We start from the raw sequence: 19,962 nt of genomic DNA on the forward strand, positions 1-19,962 counted from the left end.
AGGTATTAACTGCTGCTCAAACTACTTAGTTGTTCCTTCAGGTTGCTAATATCCTCCTGCGTGGAAGCGCGTAATTCCTCCGGGATACGTGGATTATTGAGCATCGCCTCTTTTTTGGCAATGAGCTGCGTTAAACGCTCTCCTTCTTTTTCTAACCATTCGGCAAAGGCGGCGACTCGCGGGCGAGGGAAGCTTAATTCCAAGGCCCCGAGCTGAAGCTTGCTCGCATCCTTAGCTGCCGGGCCAAATGAAATCTTGGTGAGTTTTTCTAAGAGCTCAGTCGCATATCCCGTCTTACTGAGTAAGTGCGCGTGTTCTTCAGTGCTAATTCCGCTATGGGCCTTAAATGCGCGCAGTGATTGTACGGTTTGTTGGAAGCGTTGGAATTCTTTTTCTGCCTCCAGGTCAATAAAGGTTTTTTGCGGCTGCGGCCAGGCGCTAACAATGAGCATTGAGCCCTTGGGATAGAGTTCGCGCCAAATGCGTTCAGTGAAAAAGGGGAGGTAGGGATGGAGCATCTTCAAGATGTGCTCGAGCACGTGTCGGATGACCGCCGGGTTATTTTCCGTTTTGGCAACTTCTAAATACCAGTCAGCAAATTCATGCCAGGCGAAAGTATATACTTCCTCAGCAGCCGCGCTAAAACGATAAGCGTTGAGATGTTCAGTACTTGTTTTAATGCAAGTCTGAAGTCGGGAGAGAATCCATTGGTCAGCCAGACTATGGGCTGCCAAAGTAGTTTCTTTTTCTTCCACGCCCTGCAAAAGCGCAAAGCGGCTAATATTCCAGAGCTTGTTTACAAAGTTGCGATACGCAGCAATTTTTTGCTCTGATAAACGAGTGTCATTTCCCGGCGTTGTCCCAATAATGAGGGAGAGTCGTGTGGCGTCAGCGCCATACTTATCAGCCATCTCAAGCGGGTCAATACCATTACCGAGAGACTTTGACATTTTTCGTCCATGTTCATCACGCACCAGGCCGTGGAGATAGACTGTTTGAAATGGAACCTCTTGTAGGGCATAGGTAGACATGAGAATCATGCGGGCTACCCAGAAGAAGAGTATGTCATAACCTGTTTCCATGACGCTGGTTGGATGGAAGCGTTTGAGATCCTCAGTCTGCTTTGGCCAACCCAAAGTAGAGAAGGTCCATAAGCCAGATGAGAACCAGGTATCAAGCGTATCTGATGATTGTTGCCACTCCTTTCCCTTAGGGGCTTTTTCGCCAACATGGATTTCCTTTTGCTCAGGATTTTTTTCTGATGGACGTTCCCAAACTGGCAAACGATGACCGTACCAAATTTGTCGCGAGATATTCCAATCATGCAGATTTTCCATCCAGTGCTGGTAAATCTTTTTAAAGCGAGATGGCACGAAAGCTATTTCATCTTGAGTAGCTACCTCTAAAGCTCGCTGCTTCAGGCTTTTTCCATTCAATTTCTTTGTTGGGGTATCAACACTAATAAACCATTGTTCAGACGGGAGAGGCTCTAGCGCAGTGCCGCAGCGATAACAGGTTGCCAGGTTGTGGTTGTAGTTTTCGTCAATGTGATCAACCAGTCCTTTTTCTTGAAGAATCTCTACCACCTTCTTTCTCGCTTCTTGTACATCGATGCCAGCATAGGTGCCAGCAGCTTCGGTGAGCTTGCCTTGTTCATTGATAATTTTTTCGACCGGCAGTTGATATTTTTTAGCCAACTCAAAATCAAGTAGGCTATGACCCGGTGTGATCGTCATTGCACCACTGCCAAGTTTCGGATCAGCTGATTCGTCCGCAATCACTCGAGCAGTGATTGGGCCATTGATCCACTCCAGTGCGAATTCTTTATCGATCATATCTCGGTAGCGCGTATCATCCGGATGAACAATAATTACCTTATCGCCGAATTTCGTTTCTGGACGGGCGGTACCAATAATCACCGGACCGTATTTGAAATAGTAGAAGGGTGCTTTTTCTTCCTTATACTCGACCTCGTCATCAGCTAAAGTGGATTGACAGCGAGTGCACCAATTTACTACCCGTTGACCACGGTAAATGAGACCGTCTTCATACATTTGTATAAACATGGTTTGGACGGCCTTGCTTAGACCCTCATCAAGTGTGAAGCGTTCACGGCTCCAATCACAAGAAGCACCGAGTCGTTTCATCTGTTCGGTAATTTGACCTTGCGATTCTTTTACAAATTTTTCTACCAGCTTGAGAAATTTTTCTCGACCCAAATCGTCCTTAGTTTTTTTTTCAGCCTTAAGTTTCTTCTCCACAACATTTTGAGTTGCAATTGCAGCATGATCTGTGCCGGGTAACCAGAGCGTTCGTTCACCCTTCATCCGATGATAGCGTACGAGGGTGTCTTGAAGAGCAATCATCACAGCGTGACCCATATGAAGATTTGCTGTGGTGTTTGGTGGCGGTAAGGCAATCGAAAAAGTAGGGGCACTCTCTGGTACTTTTAATTTATCTGGATTAAAGGCGCCGGACTTTTCCCACGCTTCGTAAATACCTTTTTCTTCTTCTTTTGGATTGTAGGTTTTGGAGAGCTCTTTCATTGGAGATTTTCTTGGATAAATAAAAACGCCTTACTGTTTGTAAGGGTCCACGATGTTGCATCGGGACGGTACCACCTTACTCGCCCTCCGTAGCCTCGTGCGAAGGAGGGCTTCCGAAGAACTCTTCATTGACGCATGCTGACGGATGCGATCCGGCCAACTTACCTCAGTACCACCTAGGGTACAGGATTCAGTTAGCAGCTTCCCCAAGGGACACAATGTCTAATACATAGCCAGACAATCTTGGGTTAAGTGCTTTTCGTGAAATGAGAAATAACTGCTTCGATAGTAGGCTTTTTTCATAAGTCAGTCAAGAACGCTTGACCAAGTTTTATTATCTACGCTAGGGTCAGAATAGATTTTGCAATGGCTGTTTGACAATGGAGGAAAAAGCGATGAGCTGCAATCCACGGAATGTGCGGAATCGTCGACGGAATCTGTACGTAGCCCTTGGCCGTTTGGGGTTGCCACCGGATCAGCATCAGGAAGAGAAGCGGAAGATACGTGATGCCTGTCGTCATGGCAGGGCCTACGTGTTGCCTCCTCGCCGCGGTCGATCCATTTCCAAGCCGGTCTGTCGACCGTGTAATGGGAAGGGAAAGCGCGACTGTCATCTCTGTAATGGCAGGAGTAGTGGATGCTACTACTGCAATTACACTGGCAAGAAGACTTGCAACGTTTGCATGGGTGAGGGAGTGACTACCTAGGAGTAAGGAGCTTCGATGTCACAGAAGCGGCGTGGGCACTTGCTCATGCAAACGAACGTGGTAGGACTTGGACTTATCGCGATTTGGTATACACCAGTTGGAAAAAGTCGACACGAGCTTGTTTCCTGGACAGTTACTTTTTCCTGTGGAGAAGTGTGTAGAATCAGAGGCCGCAGCCAGCACGAAATCATAGCAACGTCTCGTCGTGAACACGGTGAATGTCGTCTGGGGTCTGCCTGTAGAGTGATTGCCTGCGACGAGCTGTGACACTTCCTTGCTCGGTTGTTGTCCGAGGCTGCTTGTCGTATACTAGATCTAGCGCCTCTCTTGCGAGGCATCAACAGAGCACCTTCACATACAGAAGGAGGATCTCATGAAGATCAGGTCTCCCGTGAGCGTTGTCGTATCTCCGACTGCCGATGTTGATCGGCTCAACGCCTCCGGGAAGGAGGTGGTCCTAATCGAGAGGTCCTAGGAGGCGTTGTGGGTTTCTGACGGCCATACTGTGTGTGGCCGTCGTTTCTTTGCCGCAGAATCCAGGGAGGGAGTATGTCGAAGGAGGAATCGAATTCTGCCCTAGGGGACTTTGTCTCAACCGTGCTGGGTTTCCTCGGTGCGCTCGCAGTCATGTTTGCTGCGTTGCTCGGCGCCCTGCTTCTCGCCTTCGTGAAAACACCGGATCTCGATCCATATGATGATCGTGGTCCGGTCTCTCGACAGCATTGACTGACATCCACCTCTCTAGGCAACTAGGGAGGTTTTGCTTAGGTTGTTTTTGATAGACTCCAGTTTGGGTCAGCCTTGAGTAACTTCCAATCTGTATATTTTTTTTGCTTCGCCTGGAAATACCCCGCTGCGGCAATCATTGCTGCGTTATCAGTGCAGTAAGGGAGATTAGGTTTCAAAAAAGTGACGGCTGGAAATCGACGCGCGACAGCCGCGCTAAGTTCAGCGCGGAGCCGCCCATTGGCGGCCACGCCGCCGGCCAGCAGCAAAGTGTTGACCTTATGTTCTTGCAGGGCCCGCAGCGTTTTTCCAATCAACACATCAACTACCGCCTGTTCAAAAGAGGCGGCAATATCAGGCAAGTCTTTTTTCTTTGGATGATGCTTTTCTAAATGATAGCGCACGGCAGTTTTTAATCCAGCAAAAGAGAATTCAAGGTTAGCGCTTTTCAGCATTGGTCGCGGCCAGCTGTAGGCTTTTGGATTCCCTGTGCTAGCCAGCGTACTTAAGACTGGTCCACCCGGATAACCTAAACCCATTAACTTGGCCACTTTATCAAAGGCTTCGCCGGCGGCGTCGTCGCGCGTCTCACCAAGCAGTTGGAATTTCCCATAACCACGCATGAGTACAAGTTCAGTGTGACCTCCTGACACGAGTAGTCCCAAGGCTGGGAAAGGTGCCTTAAGTATACTTGGCGTATTTCCCTCCGCATCTGGTAACCAATTTGCATAGAGGTGGCCGGCCAGATGGTTCACTCCTACTAAAGGTTTTTTTAAAGTCCAAGCCAACGTCCGCCCTACTTCAACTCCAACCATTAGGGCTGACATGAGTCCTGGGCCGGCTGTCACTGCAATGACATCAATATCTTCAAGTGTTATTTTAGCCTCATGCAGGGCAGCATCAAGGCCGGGAATAATAACTTCAAGGTGCATGCGCGCAGCTACTTCAGGCACTACGCCACCAAATTTTGCATGAGTCTTTACCTGTGAGGCAACAAAGTGACTACGGACAAGAAAATGATCAGCCTTTCTCTCGAGAATGGCGATTGAGGTTTCGTCACAAGATGATTCAATGCCGAGGATGATCATGTGAGTTGTTTCCGTCGAATGAGGAGTAAGACGCTGAGTGAACCATCAAGCAAGACAATTGCAGCCGGGTAGAGCCAGGTACTTGGTACTATAGTGTCCAGAGCCAGAAGTGCAAAGACGTGGGCAATTGCGGCAAAAGCGTAGGATAGCACCTTTTCCTCATGCGGATAATGGTAACCTTTTCGAAAAGTAGGAAGTGAGCCAAAAAAATCAACCAAGACAATAAGTACGATGGATGCTAGAGGCTCTTTTGTGAGTATCCAAAGGAGTAAAGAAAAAGCTGCGGCACTCAAGGCAATCCAATCAAAGCGTAAGAAGCGGCGATCTCCCCATTTCAGCGCGCCAATAAATATAAGCAGGCAAGATATGGAGTTAATCCCAGTGACCCAGGCGCCTGGCCCGGCATCTTTCGCAATCTGAGCAGCAAAGGCGATAATGTTGAGCGTACCCCAGACTAACCAGGAAAAGGCATGTGGTTTGAGCTCTTTGCGTAGAACGCCGCGGACATATAAAAGGTCTCCAGATATGAGCAGTAGCGAGCCGATAATGCCAAAAAGTGTGGTCATACTTTGCATGCTGATATTGTAGCACGCGCATTGACATTTTCATGTTTTTTGCTACAGTAGCCTGTCGTTCATTACACTTGAATAGTCAGGAAAGGGAGGGCTATCACATGTTTTCGGTCTGGAATCTCGTCTGGGTGATACTCCTTGGATGCGTCTTTCTCTACTTCGGTCCTGTGCGGTTGCGGCGGCGTCGCAATAAGGTACGGCGAGACGTGCTTGGGATGTTGTCGAAAAGGACCGTGCGAACGACAAGGCCTGAGCTGGTGTCGATGGTACGAGAAAGGCACAAGCATCCAACAGCTTTGATCGAAGAAGCGATTCGGGATCTCGTTAATCAGGGCAAGATTCTCAAACTCTCCTTCTCTGAGGGTTCGCGCAGCTACACGAACTACGTGATAGCTCAGCGAGACAGCTCGGAAGAAGGTCGTTCCCCTTAGGTTTCGACGTGAGAGGAGACGAAGTGCACGAGGCGCATATTCATGTGACTTGCTCCACAGATGAGCATGATCGCACGAAGGACTTTTTTGAAGATCACATCGCTGATGTGGTCGATGGCTACCGAGGCGCGGGAGCAGATACCCAGATTGAAGCTGAAGGAATGATTCGGGTGAGTTTCAACTTTCCTTCAGTGGAGATGCGGGAACGTTTTTGTCGGATGGAACAACGAGCATTGAGCTTGATGCTTCGGCATGCAGGAATCAATGCGAGTTGCAGATTGTGTGCAGACGAATGCACGCAAGGATAGAGAGGGGGCACCGTGCGTTTCTGGACTCTGTTTTTGATCCTGTGTTGTCTCTGTGCAAATACCGCCTTTGCGCGTTCACTGACCTTCACGGCCGGTGAGACTGCGGTGGCCAAGGGTGGCGGCATCGAGTACGCACAGCGTTCTGGTCAGGTTGAGTGGGCAGCCTTTGCTTATCTCAACGGCAACGTCAACGAGGGCAAAGCGCTCTTGAGCGCTGACCCCACATCGTGGTGTCGGGTTATGGCTGGTCCGATTGTGGGCCTGCAATACCAGGACACCCTGGGCGCGCGTCTCTATGGCGGGGCTGAAGCCAAGGTGTTACCGCACTTTGGTAAAGAGCACCTCACCATCAAGGCGGCAACTCGACACCGAGGAAGCACACGCTTCCATCATCTGGTGGTAGTGAATTGGATGCATGACTGGTCGCCGAGTATTTCGGCTGGTCCGGTCTACCAACCAATTCTGCGATCTGATCATTCCCTACCCTGGGATCACCGATTTGGCGTGCAAGTGAACTATAGTCAGAATAGTCACTTCACGTTGATGAGCGAGGTGCGAATGTCGACCGGGTCGGCTGACGCGTCCTATGGTGTGTACCATCGGGTGAGTGGCCACATCGAACTGGCCTTCAAGTTCTGACTCCGACCCCGTCTCTCGTAATCCGATACTGTCGGAGAAACGAGAGGCGGGGTTTTCTTTTATCAAAAGGAAAAAGCGCTGATGCAATGCACCAGCGCTTTGTAGCTAGCTAAATCGTCGAACCAAGAAGGCCGACCAACCAAGCAGATCCCACACTAGGAAGGAAAGGAAATGCCGGAAGCGTTTCTGGCAGTTACCTCCATAAGACGAGCGGGCCTTTATGACTATGATCTCGATGCCGGAGCCATGCCACACATAGCGGAAAATCGCTCGAGCTCGCCGGGCGTGCCAAGGGTGAGTGACTAGCGCCACGCTACGCCATTCGGGGTGCTGACGCGTGATGCGCAGGACCTCGATCGCGTTATTGATAGTGCCGATTGAGCCGTTCTCCAGTATCATGTATACATTGCGTGCTCGCGCCTCGATCAAACGCTTCATCGCGATGGCTTCAGTCATGTGACCATCGTTGCCGTTGCCACCGCTCAGGACAATGCACCGAGCTAGTTCAGCTTGGTAGAGATTGAGACCCTTGCGAGCGATTGATGCACTTTGGCGACTGGCTTGCGTGCCATCTGGCGAGAGGCCACAGCCGAGACAGATCACTGCATCGACGGGTTGTTCCGGGTTGATTCGTTCGTCTGGTATTTCCAGTCGGTGAACCATCCGCCGGATCCGTTTTTTAAGCCTGTTCGTATATCACCCCCATGGTTGCGATCTGTGAAAGAACGTCCTGTTTGGTCGATAAAGTAGCACAGCGCCAGCTAGAGTCAAGTTGTCCTTCACTTGACGGAGAAAGACGTTTTTAGATATAGTGCACGTAGACAGATTTTGGTGGCTCTCAAACGGGAGTCACCTATGTTTTTACGCGCATGTATAGTATTGCTCTTTGTCTTTACGCAAAGCGTTCCCTTCTTTCCTGTGACACAGGCAATTGAAATCCCAACTGTTGTGATAAATGAGCTTATGTGGATGGGTTCATCCGCTTCCTCGGCTGACGAATGGATAGAGCTGCGTAATACTAGCGATCAACAGATAGATATTTCTGGATGGAAAATGACCAAGAAGAGCGGTGAAGACAACGCGCTCATGTTAACTATTCCAGAAAATCAATTCATTGCCCCACGGGCATATTACCTCATTGCGAACTATGCTGATGATGCGACAAATTCACATTTAGCCATAGCACCTGATTTGGTTGAGACCGACGTCGCATTAGTAAACTCGGCCTTGCAGATTGGGCTTTATACTTCCCAAGATGAACTTATTGACAGTGCGGATGACGGAGTGGGCAAGCCCTTGGCAGGTGAGTACACATCAGGTGAAATATGGAAATCAATGGAGCGAGTACGTGAGCCAAGTGATGGAACTAGGCCGGAGGATTGGAAGACCTCAAGCGCTCAAGTGAATTTTGATGCCGCTTCCCCAGAGTATGGTACGCCAGGGGCAGAGAATAGTAATACTGCGCCAGCGGCAAATGCTGGAGAAGATTTCTCTATCCAGGTCGGTGAAACAGCGACATTTGACGCTTCACTTTCTGAAGATGCTGACCATGACACACTTAGTTACTCATGGGATTTTGACGACGGCGGAGTTGCGAGTGGGATAACTCCTACGCACGTGTATCAACATGAAGGGGAATACCACGTAGTTCTGATTGTTTCCGATGGGATGCTTACATCGAGTGATGAGGTGCTGGTGAGTGTAAGCTTAGAATCAGTCTTACCAACACCAGAGACTCAAGAGGATAATCCAGGGGAAGAGGAGTCTAGCGATCCTGAATATATGCGGGGTAATGTGCTGCTCAATGAAGTCTTCCCTAATCCAAGTGGGCGAGATCAAGAAGCAGAGTTTATCGAGCTCTATAATGCGGATGACAAAGCGGTTTCGCTGAGCGGCTGGAAAGTAACCAATGATAAAAGCTCATATCACTTTGATGATCAAGTAATTGCACCTGGAGCCTTTCTCTCCATATCATATTCGACGAGTAAAGTCTTGCTGCGCAATAGCGGCGGTGTAGTTCGACTAGTAAACCCCTTCAATGAAATAGTGAGCGGGTTAGAGTACGGCGTGGCCGAAGAAGCAATGAGCTTTGCTCGAGTGAATGATACGACACATTGGGAATGGACAAGCCTGCCCACCCCCGGGAGTGAAAATGAGATTGAGCAAGATATTTCTTCTTCAAACACGGAAGTAGAAGGAGATAGCAACGCAATAATTTTAGAAAAGACAAACGAGACTAATACAAGCCTTCCAAAAAATATTAAGGTGGCTGAAATTGCCGGACTTGATCCAAAAACCCTTGTGCAAGTTGAAGGTGTGGTGACCGCCGCGCCAGGCATGTTCTCCGTTTCGTCATTTTGGCTGCAGGATGAGAGTGGGGCAGCCGAGGTTTCATCAACAAATAAACTATTCCCAGAGCTAGAGCTTGGCAATCTCGTGCGCGTGATTGGTACGGTGTCGAGTGCTGGAGAGGGCTTACGCATAAACCAGCGCAAAGATGAAATTGAAGTAATTGGTGTGAGCGTTGTAGCTCCTGAGGAATTGCAAAGCGATGATCTTAATGAGGCACTCATTGGTCATCTCGTGAGCGTCCAGGGACAGATAACAAAATCAGCCAAGACAAAACTCACCTTGCGTGATGAGCAGGGTGAATTGGCCGTCGTCGCCAAGAAAGGCACTGAGCTTGATCTCAGTAGTTTCAGCGTTGATGAGCCCGTGCAGATTCTCGGCATACTTGGATGGACAAGCGCTGGGCCACAAATTTGGCCAAGGACTATTGAAGATATTCAAATTGCCGGAGAGGTTTTAGGCGAAGCAACAAGCTTAGAAGCTCAAACTCCACTTACTGACTCGACAGCCATCGTGAATGATGATCGAAAAGTATTTCCCACCTGGTTAGTTATGGTAATCATCGGTGTCATGTTAAGTCTGGGAGCGTGGTGGTACTGGAAACATCGCGTCGATACCACTTCCCATGTCTAAAAATACTTGCCGTAAAGGAAAAAATATGCTATACTTCCCTTACAAAAATGCAAAAGAAAAAAATAGACAAGCGATCATTGTCATGGCAGCTTCTGACACTACTAGGCGTTTTTCTTTTTGTTGTTGTAGCGCAAAAGAGCTTAGCTGATACGGCGTACTATGTTGATCAAAACAATGTAAGTTGTTCAGATGCGGGACCTGGCTCACCTTCTGTTCCTTTCTGTAGTTTAGTGCCCACACAGGGAGTAGTGGCTCCAGGAGATACGGTATATATAGCTGACGGGCGCTATGGTGATCCCCTCAGCTTTACTGTTTCAGGGACTGAGGGTAATCCTATTCGCTACATCGCTCAAGGCGAGAACGTTGTCCTTGGTGTTTTTGAAGACTTGGTAGATGAAAATTTTACCAAAACTCCCGGGTACACCAATGTGTATGAAATAGCTTTACCCATAAGCGATCCTGACCATCGTTTGTTCCAAACCTATTTCCCCGACATCCTGGTAGACGATCCGGACAATGATTCATACTTTACCATGAAAGATGCGGATGGTCCTTTAGGACTCACTGAGACGGATGATTTGACCCTTGTCGATGAAAACGAGGGGTCCTGGATGATTAGTGGTGAGACTATTTATGCGCATGCTTATGGCAGCCGTGTTCCAAGCACTGCATCAACAGATTTTGTGTATACCTACGATAAATGGCAATTAGGAATTGGGGCATCAATTTCCTATCTTGTGTTTGACGGTTTCCAATTTCACTACAACGGAGAGTATAACTTTGTCGTAAACGGCACGCACAATACATTTTATAATATTAAAAAAACAAGTGGCTTTGAAATACGAGGAAGTGATAACTACGCTGAAGGGATAACCGCGAGCCACGAAATAACTCGGAATGCTCCTAGTGGGAGCTTTTACAGTGGCGCAAGTGGTTACGGTTTGTTTATCCGAGGTACAAATAACACCTTAAAAGATATTCACGTATTTCATAATTGGAATAATATTGGAGTGAATGGAAGCAACATCACTATTCAAAGCGGCGAGATTCATGGCTCACCAAATCATTGTTTTCAACCTCAACACAATGATGGATTGACCATACAAAATCTAAAATCTTGGAATTGCCAAGATGGCTATGGATATATCTCGGGTGATGTTACTAATGCAGTTTTTGAGAATGGGACCGTGCAGTCGAGTATTCTTTTTCAAGACCTAATTGTTGCTGCACATTATCCAAATAGCAATCTTACTTTTCGGAATATGCTATTTAATGACTGTAAGATTATTACCGGAGGATATGGCGTTAACGAGTGTAGCTATGAAAGCACAGTCACAATAGAAAACTCGATTTTTTTCTGTGATAATATTTCGAATTTTGAGATTCAGCATTGCGTTGCACCAGGAAATCTTGAGACCTATTCCTCGATCGCTGCATATCAGGCAAATTGTGGAGACAACTGTATGACCTTAAATAACGTTCAGTTGATCGATACAAACCATACTAACGTTATTCAGGGTGGTAAGTGGCCAGGTGAAACACCGCTCTGGGATATTCATATTCCAAATGAAAGTAGTGTAGCCTTTGATGCCGGATCTTCATTAGCTAGCTCAAGTATTGACTACGAAGGCGACACTCGACCACAAGGGCTTAGATACGACATTGGCGCTGACGAATTACCAGTTGTAGATTCAGGAGGAGAAGAATGTACACCTGATTGGCAATGTGACGCTTGGGCATCGTGCAGCAATGGCAATCAAACGCGAACTTGCCATGATAGTAATAGCTGTGGCACTGAGAGTGGACGACCGAGTCAGAGCAGATCCTGCGACTCCTATGTACCGGGCAGAATAACTAACTTACGCGTCGAGTAATATGCCCCAAACCGAACAAATCGTTGCGACAAAGACATGGTTGCAAGTGTCTATCAGTAGCACTCTAGCCTCTTTTATACTCATTTCTTTAACCGGTTTGAGTATGGGGCTTATTTCTTTTCAATCAGATATTTTTCCCATTTTCCAACAGCAAGAAGCGACGAGTCAATACGATAATAGCAATTCAGCAAAATTAATATGGACGGCGCCAGGTGATGATGGATATACCGGACAAGCGAGCGGCTATGATATTCGCTATGCTCAGACTCCCATTACATCCGCAAGCTGGAGTTCAGCCACTCAGGTAGCCAACACACTGCAACCAAAAGTTGCTGGGGCATCTGAATCGTTTCGAGTGACCGGCCTCCTGTCCGCCAAAACCTACTATTTTGCAGTGAGGGCGTATGATGAGGTGGGTAACTACGGAGAGATTTCGAATGTACCAAGTATAACGACAGCCTGCTATGTTTCGTGGTCCTGCGATGAGTGGTCAGCTTGTGTGGACGGTCAGCAGGTGAGGACTTGTAGTGATACAAATAGCTGTGCTTCAGATGAGGGTAGACCAGAGGAAAGCCGAGCGTGCGGAGCGGGGGGTCCATCACCTGAGCCGATTATTGTGGGTACACATACTGGATATCCGCCACACCTACGGGTGCTAGATAGCAACGGCGGTCTCATGAGTCAGTTTTATGCCTACGCAGAAAATTTCCGTAACGGGGTAAACTTTTCTTTTGGTGATGTTGATGGTGATGGCAAAAAAGATATCGTCGTAGGAACCATTGGAAAATCAGCCGCGCATATCCGAATCTTTCGCCAGGATGGAAGCCTCCTTTCGCAATTTTTTGCCTACCCAGCGCAGTGGCGCATAGGAGTGAGTGTGAGTACCGGTGATCTCGATGGCGACGGAAAGGATGAGATTATTGTTTTACCGAATACTCGCTCGCCTGCCCATGTGCGAATTTTTTCTTACACCGGACAATTACAAAATCAATTTTATGTTTTCCCTTCCCAGTGGAGACTGGAATTAAATCTAGAGAGTGGAGATGTAAACGGAGATGGGAAAGACGAGATTGTTGTTTCTACTACTGAGGGTTATACGCCGCATGTCCGTATTTTTTCTGGTACTGGTAATTTAGTCGGACAATTTTTTGCCTATGATTTAGGATATCGTGGTGGGGTCCCGATCGCCACCGGTGACACAAATGGGGACGGGAAGGATGAAATAATTACTGGCACAGGGCCAGGCTATCGACCGCATGTCCGTATACTGGATTTAGATGGATCAGTCGTTGGTCAGTTTAATGCCTATGATCCAAATTATCGTGGCGGACTAACACTCTCCTCGACTGATGTGGATGGTGATGGGGTTGATGAGGTTATCGTCGGTACTATGCCAGGCTATCCTGCTCATGTGCGAGCGCTTACCAATACCGGCGACCTCGTTAGCCAGTTTTATGCCTATCCGCCTGAATGGAAGATTGGAGTGAAGTTGTAATCTAGTTGCAAAGAAAAGCCAGTCTGTATAGCTACAGACCGGCTCGGTGGGCGCGCCTTTGCAGGAGGAGATAAGGAACCAGGAAGAAAAGCGTGCCAAAGGTGAGACCAATGAGCATGCCCACACCAGTGAGCAAGAGGCCACAAAGGCCAAAAACGGCACAGGTCAACAATTTCAGAATTTTCATGTTTCCCTCCCAGGAGCGCCGCTAGTATAGTACGGCTTATTTGGTATGTAAAATCCCGCACAAGAGCGTGCTACAATATACTTATGCGCGCAAAATACTTCTTAGGAGCCCTTATTCTCACCTTCGGGATTGTTGCTTTAGCGTGGTACGTGGGTGATCCTGTCCAATCGGTTGGAGCGGAGGATAAACAGACCAAGGAAGCTATTTCACGAGGCTTGGATTTTTTAGCACAAAGCCATCATCCTTATACTTTTGATGATGCGTATTTGCAGTATCTCTACCCAGACGAGAATCTCTCGTGTCCTTTACCTAATTGTCAGCTTAGTTATCGTCTGCTTGATGCATACTTCGCCGTTGCCATGCTTCGTGATCGATTAAGTGCAAAAGAAAAGCAGAGCATCCAAGACGTGCTTGAGGAACAAGAGGCAGTTTTTGAAATCCTCTTGCCTACATGGCGCACTGCACCGATCGAAGGCACCTTACGAAGTGAAGCGGCAAGTAGCGAGAGTGTAGCCTTGGATACCTATTGTCTTCTCGGCTATCTCACTAAAGATAAAGCAATGGCAGAGCACGCATTGGAATATCTCTCACCATCAGGCGAGTGGTTTGCAGCTGATCATTTTACTAGTGATCAGTGGCGGAATATTGCTGATGAAACATGGTGCATTCGTTTGCTTGCTGTAACCGAAACCTATCCGGAGCAGTTTGCCAACATGGTTGAAACAAAAACTATTGAGGTTCGCGGTTTTCTCCAATCGCAAAAACCGGTCGCTGAAAAAATAGCCGCAGTCTATCATGTATTGCTTATGATACAAGAGCCGGGAATTACCCAATCAGCCGAACAAATTCCCGTTTTACAAGAGACAGCTGCCGCACTTATTGCGAGCGCGAGCACACAACTTGATGCGGTGACAATGGCAAACAGTCTTGAAATGTTAACCCTAAGTCACTTTTCCACTGACTCGTATGTGAGTGGCTTACGCGAAGGTCTCTTGCGATCGCAAAGCACGGACGGTGCGTGGCGTTACGGCGATGACAATCAGTATGCCGTGTTTGCTACCCTTCGCAGTTTATTAGGATTAACCAGTGATCGAGTGGAATGAATATGAAAAAGATATTTTTACTCGATGTATTTTTTCTCCTAGCACTGCAGTATATTTTTTTTCATGGCCTAGGGGCAACGTATCGCTGGGTAAACTCCAGCCTCGTACATATTCCCATCTTCCTGGCTTGGTTTAATATACAAATGCTCTTTCTCTGTCTTGCTACACTGGTTTTGGTAATGGTGGGACTTGCTCTACGCGGAAAATCTTTTGTTTGGTTAGGATTCGAGGCACTTCCTAAAAATACAGTATCAAGTATAGGGTTGTTTATTGCATTGAGTTTTCCCATTGCGCTCCTTGGTCGATTAATCGTATCTGATTTTGATGCATGGTATGCCAATGGAGCTGGCCTGCTGAGCTGGGCAGGTGTTGGCGCCTTTGTCGTAACCTTAGTTTTTTCAGTGTTGAAAGAGGAATTATTGCAACGCTTCATGCAAAGGATGCTCATGGAGCACTTGAGCAACTTGAGTATTGCGATTGTTATGGCAAGCAGCTTTGCCTTGGCGCACTATTTTACTCCCGTGGCCTATGGCGTCAGCTCAGTGGTGAGTGTAGCGTTTATTGCTTTCCTTCTGGCTGTGCTTTATCTCCGTACGAAAAATATACTTGTCACATTCTTTTTTCATTTTTGCTTTAATCTCATTATCACTATTCAGATTAGTTTGCACGCCCGGGGCGATGGCGTAGGAGAATTCCTGCTTTGGAGTCTTTGGGGATTAGCCTTTCTCTGGACCCTTAAGCCAGCCTGGAAAGCATTACGTGAAAGTTTATCTTTTTCCTCAAGCGATCTCCAGCCAAAAACACTTGTATTTCTTACACTCTTTGGATTTCTCCTCCCTCTGCTCTACACCTTTCTGCTGAACTAAGGTACTCTGCAAATATGGCAAAAAAGGAAAAAACATTTGTTATCTTTGACGGCAATGCGTTAATTCACCGTTCTTTTCACGCACTTCCGCCCTTAACAATCAAAGATGGACGCATGGTAAATGCGGTCTATGGATTTACTGCTGTGCTTTTAAAAGTGGTGAAGGAGTTAAAGCCTGAATACTGGGCAGTAGCCTTTGATGTGTCTGGCCCGACTTTTCGTCATAAGATGTATAAGGAGTATAAGGCTACTCGGCAAAAAGCACCGCAGGAATTGTATGATCAAATTCCCATGGTGAAACAGGTGGTGGAGAGTTTTCATATCCCTGTTTTAGAAAAAGCCGGCTACGAAGCTGATGATGTGATTGGTACAGCCGTGCATCAAGTAAAAAATGTCAGGAGCATTATTGTGACAGGTGATGGCGATAGTCTGCAGCTAGTAAGTCCACAGACGCAGGTTTATAAAATCCAAAAGGGTATCACTGACACAAAGCTTTTTGGAGTCGCGGATGTAAAAGAAAAGTACGGACTCACGCCGGAGCAAATTATTGACTATAAAGCATTGCGCGGTGATCCGTCTGATAATATCCCAGGTGTTCGTGGTATTGGTGAAAAAACCGCAACGCAGCTTTTGCAAGACTTCGACACTCTAGAAAAAATATACGCCGCTCTTGATGCAGGAGGGAAGAAAGCAGAGAAAATTTCAGAGCGCATCCAAAAATTATTACACGAGCATAAGAAAGAAGCGGAGCTTTCTAAAAAACTAGCCACCATTGATATTGCCATGCCGCTGGAACTTCAACTAGAGGATTGCGCAGTGCAGCACTATGATCGCAGCGAAGTAGCAAAGCTTTTTCAGGAGTTTGAATTTAAGAGTTTATTAAACCGTTTGCCAGATATCGCGACAAGCGAAAAAAGTTCTCTAGAGCCTACTAGCACGCAGGCGAGTTTACAGTTTACCACCGAGGCAAGTCCGAAGAAGAAAGTAAAAGATAATGGCGCAACATATCAGTGCATTACCACCGAAGCTGGTCTCAAAAAAGTGCTTGAAGAAATAGAAAAGGCGCCTGAGTTAGCGGTTGATACCGAAACCACAGGCGTAGATCCTTTCCGAGATCGCCTCATTGGTATCAGCCTTTCGTGGAAGCCCGGCCTAGCAGCCTATGTCCCGGTTGATGCTCATCCAGATCTAGTGAAGACTGCTACTTTCAATAAACTGAAAGGGCTACTGGTCGATACAAATCTTCCGAAGATCGGTCATAATATCAAGTTTGATCTCGAGGTGTTATGCCAAGCCGGTTTAAGCATTGCGCCATTGAGCTTTGATAGCATGATTGCTGCGTATCTCATTAACTCGGGCACGCGACGCTACGGGCTCGATGATCTGGTGTTCACTGAGTTGGGTTACGAGATGCAGCCAATTGAAGAGCTGATCGGCCCGAAAGGCAAAAAGCAAAAAACCATGGATCAGGTGCCGGTAGAAGAAGTATCATGGTATGCCTGTGAAGATGCTGACTACACCTTACGTCTGGCCCAACATTTGCGAGCAAAGTTAAAGGAGCAAAATATTCTCGGTCTTTTTAGTAAAATTGATATGCCCCTAGTTGGCGTGTTAGCTGAGATGGAGCAAAGCGGGATAAAAATTGACGCAGAGTTTTTAGAAAAAATGGGCAAGCAGGTTGGTAAAGATATTGGAAAGTTAGAAAAGAAGATTCATGAGGTGGCTGGAAGTGAGTTTAATATCCAATCTCCTCTCCAGTTGAAAAAAGTTTTGTTTGAGCAACTTGAGCTTGATACCAGAGGTATCGGCAAAACGAAAACCGGACTTTCAACTGCGGCAAGTGAATTAGAAAAATTGAAGGACCTGCATCCTATCATTCCACTCATCTTAGAATTTCGTGAATTAGCCAAGTTAAAAAATACTTACTTGGATGCCTTACCTGAATTGGTTAATCCAAAAACCGGCCGGGTACACACCGACTTTAATCAGACCATTGCTGCCACCGGGCGTCTCTCCTCGGTAAATCCTAATTTGCAAAACATTCCTATCCGCACGGAATTAGGCAATGAGATTCGTAAGGCCTTTGTTACCGAGCGTGGCTACCGACTCATTTCCGTTGACTACTCGCAGATCGAATTGCGAGTTATTGCATCAATTGCGAATGATCCAAAGATGATTGCTACTTTCCAGCGCGGAGAAGATATTCATACCATGACCGCCAGTGCTATTCATGATGTGCCGCCAGAAAAGGTGAGCAAAGAGCTGCGTCGTACAGCAAAAGAAGTGAACTTTGGCGTGATCTACGGCCTAGGATATGTAGGCCTGGCCCAGCGGCAAGGTATTAGCCGAGATGAAGCGCGCGCTTTTATTGAAAAGTATTTTTTCACCTATACCAAAGTGAAAGAGTGGATTGAGCAGACGAAACTCCTGGCTGCTGAGCAGGGTTATGTTGAGACGCTGTATGGACGACGACGCTACTTACCAGAAATCGTTTCCTCCAATCATATGATCCGAGCGCAGGCTGAGCGTATTGCGGTCAACATGCCGATCCAGGGCACAGCAGCGGACCTGATGAAACTAGCTATGTTAAAAGTAGCTGAAGAGCTGCCAAAGGAGTTTCCAAAGGCGCGCATGTTACTCCAAGTACATGACGAGTTGGTATTTGAAGCGCCGGCTGATGAAGCAGAAGCGGTCGCTCGCTTGGTGAAGAAGCTTATGGAAGAAGTAGCTGAGCTACGTGTGCCAGTCTTAGCCGAAGCAGAAATCGGCTTGAACTGGGGTGAGATGAAGGCATTGGAGTAAAGGAAGGAGCCCGAGAAATTTCTCAGGCTCCATAGTCGAGTTCAGCTCGCATGAGCGAATCGGCGTGCGGCGAGGTCATAGTCAACTTCTTTGGCACAGGTCCGCACCGTCTCGGCGCTTGCCTGGACAAAAGGCGAGCGGCAACCGGGCTCAGAGCAAGCCTGCACCGTACGGCCAGGTACATCGTGCCGCATGACCGTTCCCTTGCAGCCCTGCACTACGCAAGGTCCAACCGTTGTACCCGACATCAACTCACTCCTTTCAGGTCTCACTGTTTCTTGGATATCCGCGAAGCACATGACTCCTCCTCTGCTGCAAGTCAAAAATGCGCCCCATGAGCTAAAGAGCGTAACATACGACGTCAGATTTACTCATTAGCCTACTTGTGTCAAGATAGCTGAGCTATGATTATCTTCTTGCACGGTCCAGACACGTATCGTTCAAAGCAGCGCTTACAGGCTTTGCGGACGGCTTTTCAGGAGAAGTATGACAAAGACGGACAGAGTATTGTTCGTCTACACGGGGCTGAATTAAGTGTGGAACAGTTTCGTCAGGCAGTCCATACAGTCGGTCTCTTTAGCCAACGTCGCTGCATTCTTATTGAGGAGCTGCTCGGACAGGGTAAAGCAGCTGTCCAAGATGGAGTCTTGCAGGCGCTTGAGCAAGATATCGTGCCAAAAGATTTTGTGCTTATTTTTTGGGAAGCTGATTTACCAGTTGCAAAAGGAAAGGCAGCGCGCGGCGAGAGCGCTTTGCACACATATCTCCTGAAACAAAAAACTGAGACTTTTCCCTTACTCGATATTGCACATGTACATGGGTGGATTACCCAATATGTGCAAAGCGCTCAGGCAAAGATTGCTCCGGCAGCCGTGCAGCAACTTATTGATCGCATCGGATCTGATTTGTGGCGCATGCAAAGTGAGCTAGAAAAACTGATTGCCTTAGCCGGAGAAGGAGCGATTAGCGTCGAGCTTACCAAGCAAATAGCTCAACAATCAGCTGAGGTAAAAATCTTTGCCTTCAGCGATGCGCTGGCCGCGCGCAATCCCAGTCGGGCAATTATTGAGTTACAACGCTTATTACATGATGGCATGCATCCCTTAGCCTTGGTGCAGATGATTGCTCGTCAGTTGCAAACGCTACTTCTCGTAGATGAGGCAGCTCAGGACACTCAAAACTCGGCCACGATCGCTAAGCGACTCGGCGTCCACCCTTTTGTAGCAAAAAAATCGCTCGAGCAGGTTCGTCGCTTCACTCGAGCCGAGCTTCTCACCTTACATGAGCGTTTAGTTGAGCTTGATCACAAACTCAAATCCAGCCGAGTCGATCCGACCGTGCTGGTTGAGGAATATATACTAGGTTTTTCGACTAAGCGATAGTCTTGACCAACTTGCTCAAGCGGGACTTCATTCGACTGCCGGTGTTTGGTTTGATGACCTTATTTTGGACAGCCTTGTCATAGGCCTTGAGAGCCTTTTTCAAAAAGTCTTGTGCCTGATCTTTTGCTTTGTTGGTAACTGCTCGGCGAGTGTGCTTCACAAGATAGCGCAATTCGGTTTTCACCTTATCGTTGCGATCTTTCTTACGAGCATCTTGTCGGAGTGCCTTAGCGGCTGCTTTAGAGTTTGGCATAG

General features: G+C 47.5%; 16 protein-coding genes. 10 read left to right on the top strand and 6 right to left on the bottom strand.

Going from position 1 to position 19,962, the window contains the following annotated elements:
- Positions 1 to 5: 5 nt before the first annotated feature.
- Complete coding sequence (locus H6760_04855) at positions 6 to 2,546, bottom strand: valine--tRNA ligase (GenBank protein USN53456.1); 2,541 nt, start codon at positions 2,544 to 2,546, stop codon at positions 6 to 8.
- Between the two features lie 1,256 nt (positions 2,547 to 3,802).
- On the opposite strand from H6760_04855, the gene H6760_04860 reads away from it, so the two are divergent.
- A complete protein-coding gene (locus tag H6760_04860; protein USN53457.1) occupies positions 3,803 to 3,979 on the top strand; it encodes a hypothetical protein in 177 nt (58 codons plus the stop codon).
- A gap of 38 nt (positions 3,980 to 4,017) precedes the next feature.
- On the opposite strand, the gene tsaD is transcribed toward H6760_04860, so the two are convergent.
- Both tsaD and H6760_04870 read right to left on the bottom strand, forming a co-directional pair.
- Positions 4,018 to 5,067, bottom strand: a complete 1,050-nt coding sequence (gene tsaD, locus H6760_04865) for a tRNA (adenosine(37)-N6)-threonylcarbamoyltransferase complex transferase subunit TsaD (protein USN53458.1) — start codon at positions 5,065 to 5,067, stop codon at positions 4,018 to 4,020.
- Complete coding sequence (locus H6760_04870) at positions 5,064 to 5,633, bottom strand: hypothetical protein (protein USN53459.1); 570 nt, start codon at positions 5,631 to 5,633, stop codon at positions 5,064 to 5,066. The genes tsaD and H6760_04870 overlap by 4 nt, the downstream gene beginning before the upstream one ends.
- A gap of 481 nt (positions 5,634 to 6,114) precedes the next feature.
- On the opposite strand from H6760_04870, the gene H6760_04875 reads away from it, so the two are divergent.
- Both H6760_04875 and H6760_04880 read left to right on the top strand, forming a co-directional pair.
- A complete protein-coding gene (locus tag H6760_04875; protein ID USN53460.1) occupies positions 6,115 to 6,378 on the top strand; it encodes a hypothetical protein in 264 nt (87 codons plus the stop codon).
- A 12-nt stretch (positions 6,379 to 6,390) separates the two neighbouring features.
- Positions 6,391 to 7,017 carry a hypothetical protein gene (locus tag H6760_04880; GenBank protein USN53461.1) on the top strand — a complete coding sequence of 209 codons (627 nt, stop codon included), beginning with the start codon at positions 6,391 to 6,393 and terminating at the stop codon, positions 7,015 to 7,017.
- A gap of 105 nt (positions 7,018 to 7,122) precedes the next feature.
- Here the strand turns inward: H6760_04880 and H6760_04885 are convergent, their stop codons facing one another.
- Complete coding sequence (locus H6760_04885; protein USN53462.1) at positions 7,123 to 7,620, bottom strand: YdcF family protein; 498 nt, start codon at positions 7,618 to 7,620, stop codon at positions 7,123 to 7,125.
- 252 nt (positions 7,621 to 7,872) lie between these two features.
- Here H6760_04885 and H6760_04890 point away from each other — a divergent pair, with 252 nt between their 5' ends.
- The 3 genes from H6760_04890 to H6760_04900 are packed head-to-tail and all read left to right on the top strand — an operon-like array spanning position 7,873 to position 13,368.
- Complete coding sequence (locus H6760_04890) at positions 7,873 to 9,999, top strand: lamin tail domain-containing protein (GenBank protein USN53463.1); 2,127 nt, start codon at positions 7,873 to 7,875, stop codon at positions 9,997 to 9,999.
- 47 nt (positions 10,000 to 10,046) lie between these two features.
- The gene (locus H6760_04895) at positions 10,047 to 11,873 is read left to right on the top strand and encodes a hypothetical protein (protein USN53464.1); all 1,827 of its coding nucleotides are present in this window, start codon (positions 10,047 to 10,049) and stop codon (positions 11,871 to 11,873) included.
- A gap of 1 nt (position 11,874) precedes the next feature.
- Positions 11,875 to 13,368: a VCBS repeat-containing protein gene (locus tag H6760_04900; protein ID USN53465.1), complete on the top strand. Its 1,494-nt coding sequence runs from the start codon at positions 11,875 to 11,877 to the stop codon at positions 13,366 to 13,368.
- 31 nt (positions 13,369 to 13,399) lie between these two features.
- Here H6760_04900 and H6760_04905 read toward each other — a convergent pair whose 3' ends face one another.
- The gene (locus H6760_04905; protein ID USN53466.1) at positions 13,400 to 13,555 is read right to left on the bottom strand and encodes a hypothetical protein; all 156 of its coding nucleotides are present in this window, start codon (positions 13,553 to 13,555) and stop codon (positions 13,400 to 13,402) included.
- Between the two features lie 83 nt (positions 13,556 to 13,638).
- Between H6760_04905 and H6760_04910 the strand changes: the two genes are divergently transcribed.
- The 4 genes from H6760_04910 to holA all read left to right on the top strand — a co-directional run bounded on the left by H6760_04910 (position 13,639) and on the right by holA (position 19,707).
- Entirely contained in the window at positions 13,639 to 14,658 is a 1,020-nt protein-coding gene (locus H6760_04910) for a hypothetical protein (protein ID USN53467.1), read from the top strand.
- A gap of 2 nt (positions 14,659 to 14,660) precedes the next feature.
- Positions 14,661 to 15,524 (top strand): CPBP family intramembrane metalloprotease, encoded by an 864-nt coding sequence (locus H6760_04915; GenBank protein USN53468.1) that lies wholly within the window; start codon positions 14,661 to 14,663, stop codon positions 15,522 to 15,524.
- Between the two features lie 14 nt (positions 15,525 to 15,538).
- A complete protein-coding gene (polA, locus tag H6760_04920; protein ID USN53469.1) occupies positions 15,539 to 18,325 on the top strand; it encodes a DNA polymerase I in 2,787 nt (928 codons plus the stop codon).
- 404 nt (positions 18,326 to 18,729) lie between these two features.
- A complete protein-coding gene (gene holA, locus H6760_04925) occupies positions 18,730 to 19,707 on the top strand; it encodes a DNA polymerase III subunit delta (GenBank protein USN53470.1) in 978 nt (325 codons plus the stop codon).
- On the opposite strand, the gene rpsT is transcribed toward holA, so the two are convergent.
- Positions 19,697 to 19,960, bottom strand: a complete 264-nt coding sequence (gene rpsT, locus H6760_04930; protein USN53471.1) for a 30S ribosomal protein S20 — start codon at positions 19,958 to 19,960, stop codon at positions 19,697 to 19,699. The two genes, holA and rpsT, sit on opposite strands and share 11 nt — an antisense overlap.
- Positions 19,961 to 19,962 lie beyond the last annotated feature (2 nt).

Source organism: Candidatus Nomurabacteria bacterium (assembly GCA_023898465.1).
Lineage (GTDB): Bacteria > Patescibacteriota > Patescibacteriia > HK-STAS-PATE-3 > HK-STAS-PATE-3 > HK-STAS-PATE-3.